12 protein-coding genes, 1 tRNA gene and 1 pseudogene are annotated in these 15,654 nt (G+C 53.2%); 6 read left to right on the forward strand and 8 right to left on the reverse strand.

Annotated features, from left to right (window positions below; genetic code table 11):
- Window positions 1-168: 168 nt before the first annotated feature.
- Window positions 169-244 (forward strand) — tRNA-Asn (locus tag ACKWMY_RS18495).
- A gap of 75 nt (window positions 245-319) precedes the next feature.
- Here the strand turns inward: ACKWMY_RS18495 and ACKWMY_RS18500 are convergent.
- Complete coding sequence (locus ACKWMY_RS18500; protein WP_409486787.1) at window positions 320-1,033, reverse strand: GntR family transcriptional regulator; 714 nt, start codon at window positions 1,031-1,033, stop codon at window positions 320-322.
- A gap of 295 nt (window positions 1,034-1,328) precedes the next feature.
- Here ACKWMY_RS18500 and ACKWMY_RS18505 point away from each other — a divergent pair, with 295 nt between their 5' ends.
- Window positions 1,329-2,951 carry an alpha-glucoside-specific PTS transporter subunit IIBC gene (locus ACKWMY_RS18505; protein ID WP_074028277.1) on the forward strand — a complete coding sequence of 541 codons (1,623 nt, stop codon included), beginning with the start codon at window positions 1,329-1,331 and terminating at the stop codon, window positions 2,949-2,951.
- On the forward strand, window positions 2,948-4,270 hold the full coding sequence (locus ACKWMY_RS18510) for a 6-phospho-alpha-glucosidase (protein WP_024528097.1): 1,323 nt from the start codon (window positions 2,948-2,950) through the stop codon (window positions 4,268-4,270). The genes ACKWMY_RS18505 and ACKWMY_RS18510 overlap by 4 nt, the downstream gene beginning before the upstream one ends.
- A 105-nt stretch (window positions 4,271-4,375) precedes the next feature.
- On the opposite strand, the gene ACKWMY_RS18515 is transcribed toward ACKWMY_RS18510, so the two are convergent.
- From ACKWMY_RS18515 to ACKWMY_RS18540, 6 genes are all read right to left on the reverse strand, one after another.
- Entirely contained in the window at window positions 4,376-5,053 is a 678-nt protein-coding gene (locus ACKWMY_RS18515) for an SDR family oxidoreductase (RefSeq protein WP_409486788.1), read from the reverse strand.
- A gap of 45 nt (window positions 5,054-5,098) precedes the next feature.
- Window positions 5,099-6,580 (reverse strand): TolC family protein, encoded by a 1,482-nt coding sequence (locus tag ACKWMY_RS18520; RefSeq protein WP_409486789.1) that lies wholly within the window; start codon window positions 6,578-6,580, stop codon window positions 5,099-5,101.
- On the reverse strand, window positions 6,577-8,448 hold the full coding sequence (locus ACKWMY_RS18525; protein ID WP_409486790.1) for an FUSC family protein: 1,872 nt from the start codon (window positions 8,446-8,448) through the stop codon (window positions 6,577-6,579). Before ACKWMY_RS18525 ends, ACKWMY_RS18520 begins: the two co-directional genes overlap by 4 nt.
- On the reverse strand, window positions 8,438-9,487 hold the full coding sequence (mdtN, locus tag ACKWMY_RS18530) for a multidrug transporter subunit MdtN (protein ID WP_409486791.1): 1,050 nt from the start codon (window positions 9,485-9,487) through the stop codon (window positions 8,438-8,440). Before mdtN ends, ACKWMY_RS18525 begins: the two co-directional genes overlap by 11 nt.
- A gap of 11 nt (window positions 9,488-9,498) precedes the next feature.
- Window positions 9,499-9,759: a YtcA family lipoprotein gene (locus ACKWMY_RS18535; RefSeq protein ID WP_037434581.1), complete on the reverse strand. Its 261-nt coding sequence runs from the start codon at window positions 9,757-9,759 to the stop codon at window positions 9,499-9,501.
- 92 nt (window positions 9,760-9,851) lie between these two features.
- On the reverse strand, window positions 9,852-11,318 hold the full coding sequence (locus ACKWMY_RS18540; protein WP_409486792.1) for an amidohydrolase family protein: 1,467 nt from the start codon (window positions 11,316-11,318) through the stop codon (window positions 9,852-9,854).
- Window positions 11,319-11,808: 490 nt separating this feature from the next.
- Here ACKWMY_RS18540 and ACKWMY_RS18545 point away from each other — a divergent pair, with 490 nt between their 5' ends.
- A complete protein-coding gene (locus ACKWMY_RS18545; protein WP_409486793.1) occupies window positions 11,809-13,209 on the forward strand; it encodes a glutamate decarboxylase in 1,401 nt (466 codons plus the stop codon).
- A 101-nt stretch (window positions 13,210-13,310) separates the two neighbouring features.
- Entirely contained in the window at window positions 13,311-14,849 is a 1,539-nt protein-coding gene (gene gadC, locus ACKWMY_RS18550; protein ID WP_309046820.1) for a glutamate:gamma-aminobutyrate antiporter, read from the forward strand.
- Between the two features lie 63 nt (window positions 14,850-14,912).
- Here the strand turns inward: gadC and ACKWMY_RS18555 are convergent.
- Window positions 14,913-15,038 (reverse strand): annotated as a pseudogene (locus ACKWMY_RS18555) (LysR family transcriptional regulator); the annotation flags it as partial.
- Between the two features lie 295 nt (window positions 15,039-15,333).
- On the opposite strand from ACKWMY_RS18555, the gene ACKWMY_RS18560 reads away from it, so the two are divergent.
- Complete coding sequence (locus tag ACKWMY_RS18560) at window positions 15,334-15,642, forward strand: monooxygenase (RefSeq protein WP_409486794.1); 309 nt, start codon at window positions 15,334-15,336, stop codon at window positions 15,640-15,642.
- Window positions 15,643-15,654: the final 12 nt, after the last annotated feature.

Below are 15,654 nucleotides of genomic sequence, written 5' to 3' on the forward strand. Positions count from 1 at the left end.
ACGCGCTAATCTTTTCCTCATGGTTCCGCATTTTACGCGTTGTTAACCAAAGCAAAGTGCCGAAAAACGAGCCAATATGCTCAATCTGACAGCAAACGCACTTTTCCCTCACTTTAGTGCTTTGACAAACCCAATACGCCTCGCTATTATTCGCCTCGTTCACACGATTCCTCTGTAGTTCAGTCGGTAGAACGGCGGACTGTTAATCCGTATGTCACTGGTTCGAGTCCAGTCAGAGGAGCCATATTTAGAGAAGCCCGCTTAGGCAACTAAGCGGGCTTTTTGCTTTTCAACGGCGTCTCAGCAGCCACCCTATTTCCTATACTTTCACATGCTCCCGCCGTAAATGGTAATCCACCTGGTACTCGCTGGCATTTCTGAACATCACCGAGTAATTCACGAAATCGCCGCTGTCGCTGTATGACAGCGAGATGATGCGCAAAATAGGTGTCAGCTCATCGACATTCAGCAGCTTCGCCATCTTTCTATCGGCCAGTACAGGCGTGAGGCTCTCATAATTGCCGCGCACGATGATGTGGCATTCATCTTCGATATAGCTGAATTTTGACCCCTCCAGGTGGGCAACGGACAAATTGCGATAGAGCTTCGCGGGCATATAACTGTCTTCGACCATCAGAGGCTTGCCGTCCACCGAACGAACCCGTCGCGAGTAGTAGATCCGTTCATCAATCTTGATGCGCAGCTGGCTAGCGATAGCGGGTGGCGCGGGCATAATAGTAAACTCCAGCACGTCGCTTACCACTTCCTTACCCTGATTGCGCATCACCTCGATAAATCCGGTCAGGTTGGTGGTTTCATGATGTACGTCTTTCTTCGCGACATAAGTGCCGCTACCGTGGCGGCGCTCCACCAATCCCCATCCCACCAGCAAATCTATCGCCTTACGAATGGTCATGCGGGAGACGCCAAACTCTTCCGCCAGGCGAACCTCCGCAGGCAATGGGCTGCCAATATGGTAATCGGCAGAATTAAGCCGAATGCGTAGCCTGTCGGCTATGGATTTGTAGATCACTGATAGACCTCTCTGAAGCTTCGCACTGCGCTTAAATAATCCACTTCCTATAAATTAATAGGCTGTTTTTATTGAAGTTGCAAACAACCTCATCAGGTAAAAATTTCAAGTGAAATCGTCGTGTACAGTTTTATGACGAAAAGTAGACAACTTGGTGCAAACAAAAACCATGAATGCGATCACGAATCGGTGCGACGGACAAAGATAACCCCTCACGTACTCCCTACTCTGCTTCTCAGACCCGCGTTAAAGAATAAGGTCACTTCCCCTACAGGTTGTTACATGAGGATTTAAAATGCTCAGTCAAATACAACGTTTTGGTGGCGCAATGTTTACCCCGGTCCTGCTATTCCCGTTTGCCGGGATTGTGGTCGGTATCGCCATTATGCTGCGTAACCCGATGTTTGTCGGCGAAGCGCTCACTGCACCCGATAACTTATTTGCGCAAATCGTCCACATTATTGAAGAAGGCGGCTGGACGGTATTTCGTAATATGCCACTGATTTTCGCCGTGGGTTTACCTATTGGCCTGGCAAAACAGGCTCAGGGCCGCGCCTGCCTGGCCGTACTAGTCAGTTTCATGACCTGGAACTACTTCATTAACGCAATGGGAATGACCTGGGGCCAGTACTTTGGCGTTGATTTTAACGTCGACCCGGTGGCGGGAACCGGGCTCACGATGATTGCCGGCATCAAAACGCTCGATACCAGTATTATCGGTGCGATTGTGATTTCCGGATTGGTCACCGCTATCCACAACCGCTATTTCGAAAAGCAACTTCCCGTTTTCCTCGGTATTTTCCAGGGCAGCTCTTTCGTCGTCATTGTTGCCTTCTTCGTCATGATCCCTTGCGCGTGGCTTACTCTGTTCGGCTGGCCAAAAGTACAGATGGGGATTGAATCACTGCAGGAATTCCTGCGCAGCGCGGGCTCGCTCGGCGTGTGGGTTTACACCTTCCTTGAACGCATCCTGATCCCGACGGGGCTACATCACTTTATCTACGGCCCATTTATCTATGGTCCGGCAGTCGTGGAAGGCGGTATTCAGGTTTACTGGGCGCAGCATTTGCAGGAGTTCAGTCAGAGTACGCTGCCGCTGAAAACGCTGTTCCCAGAAGGTGGCTTTGCGCTGCACGGTAACTCGAAGGTGTTTGGCTGTCTGGGGATTGCGCTGGCTCTCTACGCCACCACGGCTCCTGAAAATCGAGTGAAGGTGGCAGGCCTGCTGATCCCCGCCACGTTAACGGCGATGCTGGTCGGCATTACCGAACCACTGGAATTTACCTTCCTGTTTATCTCGCCGGTACTGTTTGTCGTCCACGCATTTCTGGCCGCTACCATGGCGACGGTCATGTATATGTGCGGCGTGGTGGGCAACATGGGCGGAGGTCTGCTTGACCAGTTCCTGCCGCAAAACTGGATCCCGATGTTCCACAACCATGCGTCAATGATGTTTATTCAGATTGGCATTGGACTTGCCTTTACCGCTATCTACTTCCTGGTGTTCCGCACCTTGATTCTACGTTTCAATCTGAAAACGCCGGGCCGCGAAGAGGCTGAAATCAAGCTCTACAGCAAGGCGGACTATCAAGCATCCCGCCAGCAAACTACGGCAGCGGCCGCGAAAGAAACCAAACAAGGCCAGGCTGCCGGTTTTCTCGAAGCACTTGGCGGAACCAACAACATCCTGAGCGTTAACAACTGTGCGACCCGCCTGCGTATTGTCCTGGTGGATATGTCGCTGACGCAAAGCGACGACATTTTTAAAGCGCTGGGCGCCCACGGTGTGGTGCGACGCGGCAACGGTATACAGGTAATTGTGGGGCTGAACGTCCCGCAGGTCCGCGACCAGATCGAAAACCTGATGAAAGACGCTTCTTCGAGCGAACTTAAATCCATGACGGAGGCAGTATCATGAATAAATTCTCTGTAGTTGTAGCTGGCGGTGGTAGCACCTTCACTCCTGGTATCGTACTGATGTTACTGGCAAACCAGCATCGTTTCCCGCTGCGCGCCTTGAAATTCTATGATAACGATGGTGCGCGCCAGGAAACCATTGCCGAAGCGTGCAAAATTATCCTGAAAGAGCAGGCACCAGACATCGAATTCAGCTACACCACCGACCCCAAAGTGGCATTTACCGATGTGGATTTCGTGATGGCGCACATCCGCGTGGGCAAATACCCGATGCGTGAAAAAGACGAAAAAATCCCTCTGCGCCACGGCGTGCTTGGCCAGGAAACCTGCGGGCCAGGTGGAATTGCTTACGGCATGCGCTCCATCGGCGGCGTGCTGGAAATTGCCGACTACATGGAGCAATACTCACCAAACGCCTGGATGCTGAACTATTCCAACCCGGCGGCGATTGTGGCAGAAGCAACCCGTCGTTTGCGCCCAACGGCAAAAATCCTCAACATCTGCGATATGCCAATCGGCATTGAAAGCCGCATGGCGCAAATTGCTGGCCTGAAAGACCGCAAAGAAATGCGCGTGCGTTACTACGGGCTTAACCACTTCGGCTGGTGGACGTCTATTGAGGATCTACAGGGCAACGACTTGATGCCTAAAATCCGCGAATACGTGGCTAAATTTGGCTACGTTCCGCCATCAGATGAACATGGTACGGAGGCTAGCTGGAATGACACCTTTGCCAAAGCGAAAGATGTCTGGGCGTTGGATCCAGAAACCTTCCCAAATACCTACCTGAAATACTATCTGTTCCCGGACTACGTAGTAGAGCATTCCAACCCGGAGCGTACCCGCGCTAACGAGGTCATGGATCACCGCGAGAAGCACGTCTTCGGCTCCTGTAATGCCATTATCCAGGCGGGTAAATCCTCGGCAGGCGAGTTGGAAATTGACGAGCATGCCTCCTACATCGTCGATCTGGCAACCGCCATCGCCTTCAACACCCAGGAGCGCATGCTGTTGATTGTGCCAAACAACGGCGCTATTAATAACTTCGATCCGGAAGCCATGGTCGAGATCCCCTGTCTGGTTGGCAAAAGTGGCCCGCAACCGCTGGTGGTTGGCAATATCCCGCAATTCCAGAAAGGGCTGATGAGCCAGCAGGTGGCGGTTGAAAAACTGGTGGTCGATGCCTGGGAACAGCGTTCTTATCAGAAACTGTGGCAAGCCATTACGCTGTCGAAAACCGTACCTAGCGCATCAGTTGCCAAAGCGATACTTGATGACTTGATTGAGGCGAACAAGGACTACTGGCCTGAGTTGAAGTAAGTAAGGATAGCGTTATTCCCCTCCCTTAATCCCTGTACAGGCCGAGGAGGGGAAGATTGGAACAGGAGTTAAATGGGCGCAGCAGCGCCCCTACAAAACCGCGTTTTACCAACGTAGCACGTTGCCTGCATAGTCAATAAAGTGATGCCCTCCTTTGCCTCGCCAGGCCAGCACCTGGCTCACAATGCCAGAGCAGCTTTGTTCGACAGTCAGCGTGGCATTCGTTCCGCCCATATCCGTTTGTACCCAGCCTGGATGCACCGACAGCAAAGTCAACTCCCGCCGTGCGGCGGTATCACGCAACCCACGCGTTAACATATTCAGAGCCGCTTTGCTGGCGGCGTACAGCGGATAGGTCGCCGCGTCGTTCTCATTTAAACTGCCCAGCTCCGATGTCATCAACGCCATCACGCCGGTGTGCGGTTTCACCAGCGGTATTAACGCTGCCGCACAGCGAACCGGGGAAAAGGTATTGGTCATAAACAGTTGAACGATCTCATCGTCATTCGCCTGGGCAACGTCCTGATGGGCTGGCCCGTAAACACCTGCGTTGATAAAGATAAGATCGAATTGTTGCGGCGACAGCCGCTCTTTCAGGGCAATCCTTTCATCCTGATGATTGATATCTAACTTCAGCCATTGCGTATCAGCCGGGCTATCGGCAGGCACCGCACCGCGACAGGTTGCAATCACCTGCCAACCCTGGATGGATAGCTGTCTGACAATGCCTAAACCTATTCCGCGTGACGCACCGATGATCAGTGCCGAGAATGGAGATGTCATGATTTTCTTCCTTATGTCGATAGCTGTCGGCTTACCACCCTTGAATTACTCTGGGTCCACGTGGGTCATTTTGCCCATCACAAAGGCTAAATTAGCCGCCGCGATCAGTGCCGCAGCGTGGGCATCGGTACTCATCTGTTGCGCATAGAGCAGACCATTGGCTGCTTCGTTAGCCACGGTGATGGTCCCTACGCCGTTGCGATAAGACTCCAGCGCGGCGTCGTAGGTAATAAACGCGGTTTTTACCAGGTTCAATGCTGCCTGGTTGGCTTCTAGCGCAGATTGTAACGTATCGGCAGCCACGATAATCTCTCGAACCGCAGCCTCCTGCGTCTTTTGGAAAGTCTCGTTTGCCACGGCAGCACGTGATTCGGCCTCTTTCACACGGGCAGCTCGTATTCCACCATCGTAAAGCGGTACGGTAACGCCCAAGAGAATGCTAGAGGAGGACGTTTGCTGACCAATAGGCGGCAATCCCTGCATATCAAAGCGCCCATCGCCACCCGCGACCGCGCTGGCGAGATAGACCTTAGGCAAGAAGTCCGCCTCTGCCGCCTTGATGCCTGCGGTTGCGGCCTGAGCAGCAGCATAAGTTGCCAATACGTCTGGCCGCTGGGAGAGCGCCAGTTTAATCATCTGCTGGGTTGGCGCACTGGCCGTCTGCGGCAAGGGTTTATCCTCGGCATAGCCTACTTTGATTTGCGATGAGGCAGAAATGCCCATGGCTGCCAGTAAGGCCTGCCATGCGTCACGTTCCGTTCCCTGTGCCACAACGCGATTCAGTTCCGACTGCGCGACCTGCTGGCGTGCCTGCGCGACTTCCACCGTTGTCGCGACGCCATTTTTGTTTCGCGCCAAGGCAGCATCGAGGATTTTCTGGCTATTGCGCAGCGTCTCCTGCGCTATTTTGCGGCGTGACTGGGCCGCACCGTATTGGTAATAGCTGCGCGTAACATCGTAAATAATCTTTTGATGCATGCCGTTAAAGGCGACGTTGGCGGCATAGGAGGTATGCTTGGCCGCCTGTTGCAAAGCGCTACGCTGACCAAAATCGAAGATTAACCACTGCAATGCCAGTGCCGGTACAACCGCGCTGCCGGTGGTATCCAGATCGTGTTGGCCGCCAATGTCATAAGGCAGCGGCGTGCGCGTTCTTTGATAGCCGCCGATCACGCTGGCTGAAATCATCGGCAAAAATGTCGCCTCAGCCATACCTACGCCCAGCGCAGCCTGCCGCGCCTGCTGCCAGGCGATGCGAGTATCCGGGTTTTGCATCTGGGCGATGTCGATAAGCTCGGGTAACTGGTAGACCTGTTCCTGGTTGATCGCAGGTGGTGCAGGAAGTTCCGCTACCGCCGGGTTGGCCGGAACAGCAAATTCATGACTGCTGATGCCGTCAGGTGTCCAGGGAGAGGAAGGACTAGCCGGGGCCAACGCCAATTGGTCCGTGGCACAGCCTGCTAACAGACACAGCCCCACTGCCGTGCTGAAAGTTCGTATTTTGAAAGTCTGAGTGCGCGGCTTCATCCGAGAAGTTCCTCAAGTCGCCTGATGCTTTGTTGGATCTCAAGTTCAACGGCGAGTGGCAAACCGTTATTGCTTCCTGTTGGTACTGAGGGATTAATCACTCCACCGCTCGAGGAAAGTCGGCTGAGCCGTTCCACATCGGAGGAGGACTTATCAAAGGGCAAAAACAGCGCCGGACAGAGGTTTTCCATTTCGCCAAGGATAGCTTGCAGACGCCGGTATTCTTCGGGAGAAGGGCGTAGCGATCTTGGTTCAAAAGGAACCAGCCTTAGCGCCTCCCGTGCCGTAGTCAGTTCTTCTTCAACTGCTGCCGCCTGTCTTATCGCTGCCGGGCGTTCTGTTGGTGCCAATGCGGCCAGATTGCTTAATCCCGTGACCAGGCTGCGGATGCGAGTGCGGACAAAATCAGCAATGGCGACGGGCCAAACATAGGTGAATAATAAATACACCACCAGATTCCCCAGCAAGATCCCCAGCACCCTGTCGAGCGCGACGCCCAAATCCGTACTCGGCCCAAAGCCATGTAACACGGTCAGTAAAAATGCCAGTCCGATTTGTATTCCCGCATAGGCAATCCGCTCATTGCCACTCGATACCCAGGCACTGAGCAGCAGCGCACCGAACACCAGCGCCATTAACTGGCCGATATCACTCAGCGACGGAACAATAAAAATCAGCGAAAGCACGCCCATCAATGCGCCTATCAGGCAGCCAACGATGCGCAGCGTCAGCTTGTGTACCGTCTCCCCCGCCGTGCCGAGCGCAGCGACATAACAGGTGATCATGGCGGTATGAATATCTTGCCAGTCCAGTGCGGTATAGACGAGATAACAGATCACGCTGGCCGCCGTGGTCTTTAAGGCAAATTGCTGATGGACGGGATTGGTAAAGGCGTCTGCGGCTAAAAACGAGGCTTTTGGCGCACTGGTGTCTACCGCGTTATCTGGCGTTGCAAGTTGCACCAGCGCGTGGGTGACTTCGTCATTTTTCCCACTCTGATTAAACGCAGGGGGTTCAACCACCTGGCCTGTGGTAACGGCCTCGGCGGCAGAACTGCACCAGTCTGCCAGTTCAGGGCGAGTTAACGCCGGTACGGTTTTATTGAGGGCTGAAATTGCCAACAGTAACCGATAGCTGCTATTGACAGCGGCGGTTAGCCAGGCGGCCTCTGCGGCAGGCCGCAGATGGAAAATGCGCACGAGCATAGCCCGCTGTTGATGTTCGCTCTGCCCTTCCCGCAGCAGCTCCTCCACTTTACGCAGGCTGGGGGCATCCGGGTGGCGTAATGCCGCACCGGCAACCTCTAAGCGCTCTGCCAGACTTGCGCGTAACAGTTTCCAGGGTGGCCGCCCGATGAAAAGATTAAATGCCACTAATAGCAGCATCGGTGATGCGGCCATCAGCCAGGCATACAGCACCGCGCGTACCGCCAACTCTCCATTCGGCGCATCGCCAAGCAGCGACATGATAAAAGCGATCACCAGCGCAATAATGCTGCCCACCGGCCCGAGTTTGCTCGCCGAGCCTAGCCAGAGAAAGGCAAACGAGCTAAGGACCAGCACCGCCATGCGTAAAGGCGCAGATTCCAGGGTATAAGGCAGGATCAGCAAGATCAGCCCCACCACTATGGAAACGAGCAGGGTCACCGCAATGGCCATCGCCATACTTTCGGCGGCGTCTGGTTTCATCACGAACAAAATCAGATAGCAGCTAATCGCTGATTCGGGGATACCGTACAGCATGGCAACCAACGTCATCAGCGCACAAAGCGCACCGACCCGCCAGGCCATCGCCAATCGGCCAGGGAAATAGGCCAAATCGCGCTTCACCTGGCGCAGCATTCTGCCCCAAGGGCTGTCAGCAACCATGGTCGTCTCGTACGATTGCCACCGCGCTGGCACCAATGCGCATCAACTCAGCCGGCGGATCTTTAAGGTTGATCCGCACCGGGAAACGCTGTTCGACCCGCACCCAGTTCAGCGATTTCGGGACATAAGGCAGATTTCGTGGAATGTTAAACTGCTCCTCGGAGCTGATCCCCCAGCCAATGCCCTCCACTCTGCCCTGAATCGCACGCTGGCGATCGGCCATGACATAGACCGTGGCGCAATCCCCCGGTTTGATGTGCGCCAGCTCTGTTTCGCGAAAGTATGCAGAGGCGTGCCAGTGGTCGCTATTAATCAGCGTAAATACCGCCTGGTCCGGCATCACAAATTCCCCCGCCGAAACATTAAGCCCCACCACCAGGCCATTGTGCGGCGCTCGTATCTGGGTATTTTCCAGCTCTTGTTCGGCAATGGCCAATGCGGCGCGGCGTGCGCCGAGCAAGGCCTCAGACTCCGCAGCACTGCTGATTAATGCCTGTGAAGCGACGGTTTGCTTCAGCGCCTGTTTCAGGCTGATTTTCGCATCGTGTTTGGCGGTCTGGGCATCATCAACCTGCTGGGCGGTGACATAGCCCTTGCCCAGCAGCGGTTGAATGCGTGCCAGCGTCTGAGTTGCCAGTTTAAGGTTGGCCCGCGCCCGGTTAACCTGCTCATCGGTGATCGCCGCGTTAGATTGTTCTGCGATCATCGTGCGGTGCTGCGTATCCCAGGCAGCTTGCGCCATCTGCAGTTCCGCCCGCGCCTGCTCGACCCGCAAACGGTAAATCGTCGGATCGAGAGTGAACATCACCTCACCCCGTTGGACCTTGCCGTTTTCTGTTACGTTAATTGACTGGATACGCCCAGGAACGGAGCTGCTGACGTTCACCACGCTGGCACCGATGACCGTATCTTGCGACGTGGGATTTAACGAGTTTTGACGCAGCGTCAACCACCCTGAAATAGCGGCAGCAATAACGATAACCACCCCGATGACGATCGCTATCCGACGTTTATTGCCCTGTTGTTTTAACCTGTTCATTTTTAGCGCACTTAGAATAAAAGCAATGACATAAATGCTACGGCGAGCGCCAGGCAGGTATAGACGAAGAGTCGCCACGGCAGGACTTCGTCAATTCCCGCAAAAATCAGCAGAATGCGAGCCCCTACCGCCACCATAAGGCCAATCCCTGCACAGGCTAACCAGGCAGGGAAATAAGAGCCGAGCAAGGAAAATGCTGGCGCACCAAAGTCACGACACCCGATGAGGCTAAAGGTACTGACCAGCAATAAGGCCAACGCTCCATAGCGCATATGGCCTGAACGAAAAAACAAAGGCTCCCGGCGCTGACGAAAAGAGTGTGCGCTTGCCATTTTATCTCCCAAAACCGCATTGCGGCGCTGTACTAAACCGCGCTGTTTTCCAGCGTATTTTTATAAATTTGCCCGTTCTTCATGATCATCTGGAACGCGTCCTCAGGCTGGGCGAGCAGTTGAATATCCGTGAGCGGATTGCCATCGACGATAATCATATCGGCCAGAGCGCCTGCTTCTATCACCCCAAGCTTCTCGGGATAAGGGTTACGTGGGCCGGAGAGCGCGCAAAGTTCAGCATTAACGCTGGTAGCCATTTTAAGAATTTCGAGAGGCGTATACCAGCGTATCAGCTTGGCGAGCTGTGCCCCTTGACGTGTGGCAAGCCGGGCGTCGAAGAGTGTGTCGGTACCCCAGGCAGTTTTTATGTGGTGCTTTTTCGCTAGTTGGTAGGCGTTATCGGTTCCAGCGGACATCACCAGTTGCTTGGCACGTGAAGCCGGATTCGCCATCGGGACGGCATCTTCGTCGTCCAGAAAAGGTTGCAGGCACCACCACAGATTCTGTTGCGCCATGAGCTCCACGGTCTGTTCATCCACCAACTGGCCGTGTTCGATACATTTCACGCCGCCTTTGATTGCCATGGTGACAGCGCGGGCCGTGTAGGCGTGAACGGTCACGTAGGTACCCCAATTTTCAGCAGCGGTCACCGCCGCCTGGATTTCGGGCACGGAGCCTTCCGTCACGTCGATGCCATCATAGAGCGAGGCTACTCCGCCACCGGCCATAAATTTGATCTGAGAAGCCCCTCTCATCAACTGTTCCCTGGCGCGTAGCAACACCTGATCGGCACCATCGGCAATAGCCGTTATCCCCACCCTCTCGATATAGCTCAAAGAGTCCGCGGGGGCGCGTGGGACTTCGCTGAGCATGCGAAAATCACCGTGGCCGCCGGTCTGGGAAATGAACGCCCCGGACGGGTAAATGCGCGGGCCAACCGTAATCTGCTCATCAATCGCGCGCTTCAGACCAAACACAGGCCCGCCCATATCGCGGACCGTGGTGAACCCACGCAGCAGCGTTGCCTGAGCTTCGGCAATCGCCAGCGCTTGGATATAGTTAAAATCGGCCGTCATCGCCGTCATCATGGAAGGGCGAGCCATGATGGCATGCCAGTGCGCATCAATCAGGCCGGGCATCAGCACGCCACCGTTGCCGTCTATAACTATTGCTTCCGCAGGCGGAGCCGTATCAGCGGGTTCAATCGATTTGATTTTGTTGCCTTCAACAATAACCTGCATCCCCTCGCGCAGTTGGTCAGAAACCCCGTCAAAAATCCGTACGTTGATAAACACTTTCAGCTGCGTAGCGCTGGCGGCTGCATTGGAATGTGTGGATTGCCCTGCGGGTATTGCTGCTGCGACCGTGGCTGTCGTTATCGGCGGCGCTTTCGCCGCCTGGCGGGTTAGCACCGTATTAATGCGTATAAATGCCGGGCTGTGGCATAGACATGCCTCAGAATGTTCGCAGGCAGGCAGAAACATGGTTTTTTGCTGCATAACTCATCACTCCTTATCAAATCAAACCGACTTCGCGGGTAACTGCAGATTTTGTTTAGAGTAATTGTAGAACGTAATCCTCACAATGCTTTATTTTTCAATAATTTTATATCCTCATTAATAAACCATTAGGTTGCAGTGGATAATATGGGAATTACCTTATCAATAAAGAGAAAAGTCTCATTAACAGATTTAATGTTATTATAACCATGCCGTAACAATGATTAAATTACTGTCATAAAAATCCGAGTGCGACTAGATCTATGAATCACCACACCCTTGCTTAAAAAACACTGGCAAAACGCTCAACAAGTAAAGCCTCCTTCCCACTGATTTTACTGGAAAATTTCTATATTTAAGATGATTTCCTATCTTTTCCAGAAAATGTTCTAGAATTAACGCCAAGACTTGATGGCGTTAGTAGAGCACAGGGGGCGGTTTTACATGGTCCTGCCGAGTATATTGACATATAGAAATCAAGAGGGTTTTTATGAGTAACAGCAACCAGAAAAATAACAGCAATGTTAATGATGATGTTTATTCTTCGATCGACTTAGCCATTTCACTACCGAAATCTGGGTTTCCAGACGCAGAGCGAAATCCTCGCCACGTATTTAGTGCCATCCGCGATGAATTAATGTTAGACGGTAACTCACGGCAAAACCTGGCGACATTCTGTCAGACCTGGGTTGATGAAGAAATTCGCGACCTGATGGATCTGTCCATCGACAAAAATATGATTGATAAAGACGAGTATCCACAAACGGCCGAAATTGAGGCCCGCTGCGTGCGCATGTTGGCCGACCTGTGGAAATCGCCGTCGCCGGGCACCACGCTGGGCTGCTCCACCATTGGCTCGTCAGAAGCCGCTATGTTGGGTGGGTTGGCGTTGAAATGGCAATGGCGCAAAAAACGTGCCGCACAGGGTCTATCAACCGATAAACCCAATATGATCTGCGGGCCGGTGCAAATTTGCTGGCACAAATTCGCGCGCTATTTCGATGTAGAATTGCGAGAAATCCCTCTGGAAGGCGATCGTCTGATCATGAGCCCGGAAGAGGTACTGAAACGAGTCGATGAAAATACCATAGGTGTAGTACCCACCCTCGGAGTGACCTTTACCTGCCAGTATGAGCCGGTAAAAGCGGTCAGCGACGCGCTCGATAAACTGCAACAAGACACCGGGCTGGATATTCCTATTCATGTCGACGGTGCCAGCGGCGGCTTTCTCGCCCCATTCTGTGCCCCTGAGCTGGAATGGGATTTCCGCCTGCCACGCGTAAAATCCATCAATACCTCAGGCCACAAATTTGGGCTGGCCCCTCTGGGGGCGGGCTGGGTGGTATGGCGTGAAGCGGCAGACTTGCCAGAAGAGCTTATTTTCAACGTCAACTATCTTGGCGGCAATATGCCTACCTTTGCGCTCAACTTCTCACGCCCTGGTGGGCAGATCATCGCCCAGTACTACAACTTCTTACGCCTTGGTCGCGAAGGCTACGCCAAAGTCCATAACGCTTGCTATGCCACGGCCCAGTATCTTGCCGACGAGATCGGTAAGCTCGGTCCGTTTGAAATCCTGTTTGATGGCGACAGTGGTAAAGGCATCCCGGCGCTGGCCTGGAAACTGAAAGAAGGCGCCAATATCGGTGGCTACACGCTGTATGACCTCGCCGATAAATTACGCTCGCGCGGCTGGCAGGTACCTGCGTACTCCATGCCAGCCAATCGGGAAGATCTGGTGATCCAGCGTATTTTAGTGCGCCACGGGGTGAGTTTTGACCTGGGTAGTCTGTTGCTTGACGATCTGAAACGAGCACTTGAGCATTTCGAAAGTCATCCGGTCGTTAATCCACTTTCGGAAGATGAAGCGGCCGGTTTTAACCACGGCTGATCCGCATCTGACCTGTTAATGGAGTGGCTTGCTCCTCGCCACTCCTGTTAACCATAAGAAATCAACTGGCAAGCACCTTCGCTTGTCCCAGGAGAATTGCCATGGCTACCACTCAAATAATAGCTGCGCCAAAACAACTCACGCTGTTGGGCTTTTTTGCCATAACGGCATCAATGGTAATGGCGGTTTACGAATACCCAACGTTTGCAACCTCTGGCTTTTCACTGACCTTCTTCCTGATCCTTGGCGGCTTGTTGTGGTTCATTCCGGTAGGATTGTGTGCCGCTGAAATGGCGACGGTCGAGGGTTGGCAGGAGGGCGGCGTGTTTACCTGGGTTTCTAAAACCCTCGGTGAGAAATGGGGGTTTGCCGCTATTTCGTTTGGCTATTTGCAAATCGCGATAGGCTTCATTCCGATGCTCTACTTCGTGCTAGGGGCGCTGTCCTATATTCTTAACTGGCCCGAACTCAATAACGATCCGATAGTTAAAACCGTCGCCGCACTGGTTATTTTATGGGGCCTGGCCTTGACTCAGTTTGGTGGCACCAAAAATACTGCTCGCATCGCCAAGATTGGTTTTTTTGCCGGTATTCTGCTACCTGCCGCTATTCTGGTGATCCTGGCCATCACTTATCTGCGCTCTGGTGCTCCCATTGCGATTGAAATGAATGCCGAAACCTTCTTGCCGGACTTCACCAGCATGAGCACGTTAGTGGTGTTTGTGGCCTTCATCCTAAGCTATATGGGGGTGGAAGCATCGGCTACCCACGTCAATGAAATGAAAAATCCGGGCCGCGATTATCCGCTCGCCATGCTGCTGTTGATGTTTGCGGCGATTTGCCTGAGTTCTGTCGGCGGGCTCTCGATTGCCGCCGTGATACCCCATGAGCAAATCAACCTCTCTGCGGGCGTGATGCAAACCTTCACGGTGCTGATCAATCATTTGGGGACGGGCTTTGAATGGGCTATTCGTGGCATCGCTGCGCTGTTGCTTCTGGGGGTGCTGGCTGAGATCGCTGCTTGGATAGTCGGGCCTTCCCGCGGGATGTTAGTGACGGCACAACAAGGGATCCTGCCTGCCCGCTTTGCCAAAATGAACAAAAACGGCGTGCCGGTGGTGCTGGTCATTTCCCAGTTACTCATCACGTCGGTGGCACTGATTGTTCTGACCAATACCGGGGGGGGCAATAACATGTCGTTCCTGATTGCGCTGGCGCTGACGGTAGTGATTTATCTTTGCAGCTATTTCCTGTTATTCCTGGCGTATATCCAGCTGATCCGCAAGCAGCCGAATAACAAGCGCACCTTTAATATACCGGGAGGCAATGGGGTTAAAATTACAGTGGCGGTCATTGGGTTGCTGACCTCTCTGGTAGCCTTTGTCGTCTCCTTCTTCCCTCCTTCGGGGCTGCCGGGTGGAGAAGCTAACGACGTCTACGCCGGTTTACTGGTCGTGTGCTTCCTGGTGGTGCTGGTAATCCCCTTCATTATTTACGCCTTGCATAATAAAGCCGCTGGAGCGAAAAATATTACGCTGGTGCCAATCAGCACGGATAGCGCTCAGGAAGGGCATTTCTTCATCCATCCGAAGGCTCGCAGCCCGCATCACATCCTTGTTGATGGTAAAAAGGTTCACTGATCCTCGATTATTGGGTGGATGTGCGGCAACGCCATCCACCTCTTTACACCCCGATTAATTGACGCGCTCAAGATCGCTAATACGCTGGGAGATCCGCGCTTTGGGAAGCCCCATGGCAATAGCCGCGCGGGTGAAACTCCCGGTTTCAACCACGTTGACAAAAGTGGCCATGGCTGCAAGTTTGTCCATTTGTTCACAAATATTGAACAGAGTTAACTTTCATAGTCTATTTATTAATTTTTGCTGTCAAATATCATGACGATCGCGGTCTCAACCAATCCAGGGGGGAAGCGCCCAAAACCAAGGCGTTTTACCATAGGGTCAGCGATCAGGTTGGCTTGCAAGTCGACGACTTCAGCCAAACCTTTATGTCACAATGAACCAAAGGGGCGTTTTCTCAACGCGCAGTTACCCCATATTGCAGAACGCACCATGGAATACCCCTGTTTCATATACAACCACTCGCCACGAAAAGGATCACGACATGAGTGTCATTTTACAGATTGATTTTAGTTTCCCAGCCGACCAGCTTGGCGCAGCCTTGTCCAAAAATGCGCAATCGCTGGCCGAAAGCATCAATCAAGAGCCGGGTTTCATTTCCAAGATCTGGACTGAGAATGAGCATACTGGCGAGGCGGGAGGGATATACTTTTTCGAAAACCGAGCGTTTGCCGAAACATATGCCGAACACCACGTCAAAAGAGCTGAAGCGATGGGGGCTAAAAATATTCATCTGAAAATATTCGACATCAACCTTCCCCTGACCAAAATCAACCATGGGCGCTGTGATTAATTTTGTACTACC

This window comes from Serratia sp. J2, from assembly GCF_046269175.1.
GTDB lineage: Bacteria > Pseudomonadota > Gammaproteobacteria > Enterobacterales > Enterobacteriaceae > Chania > Chania fonticola_C.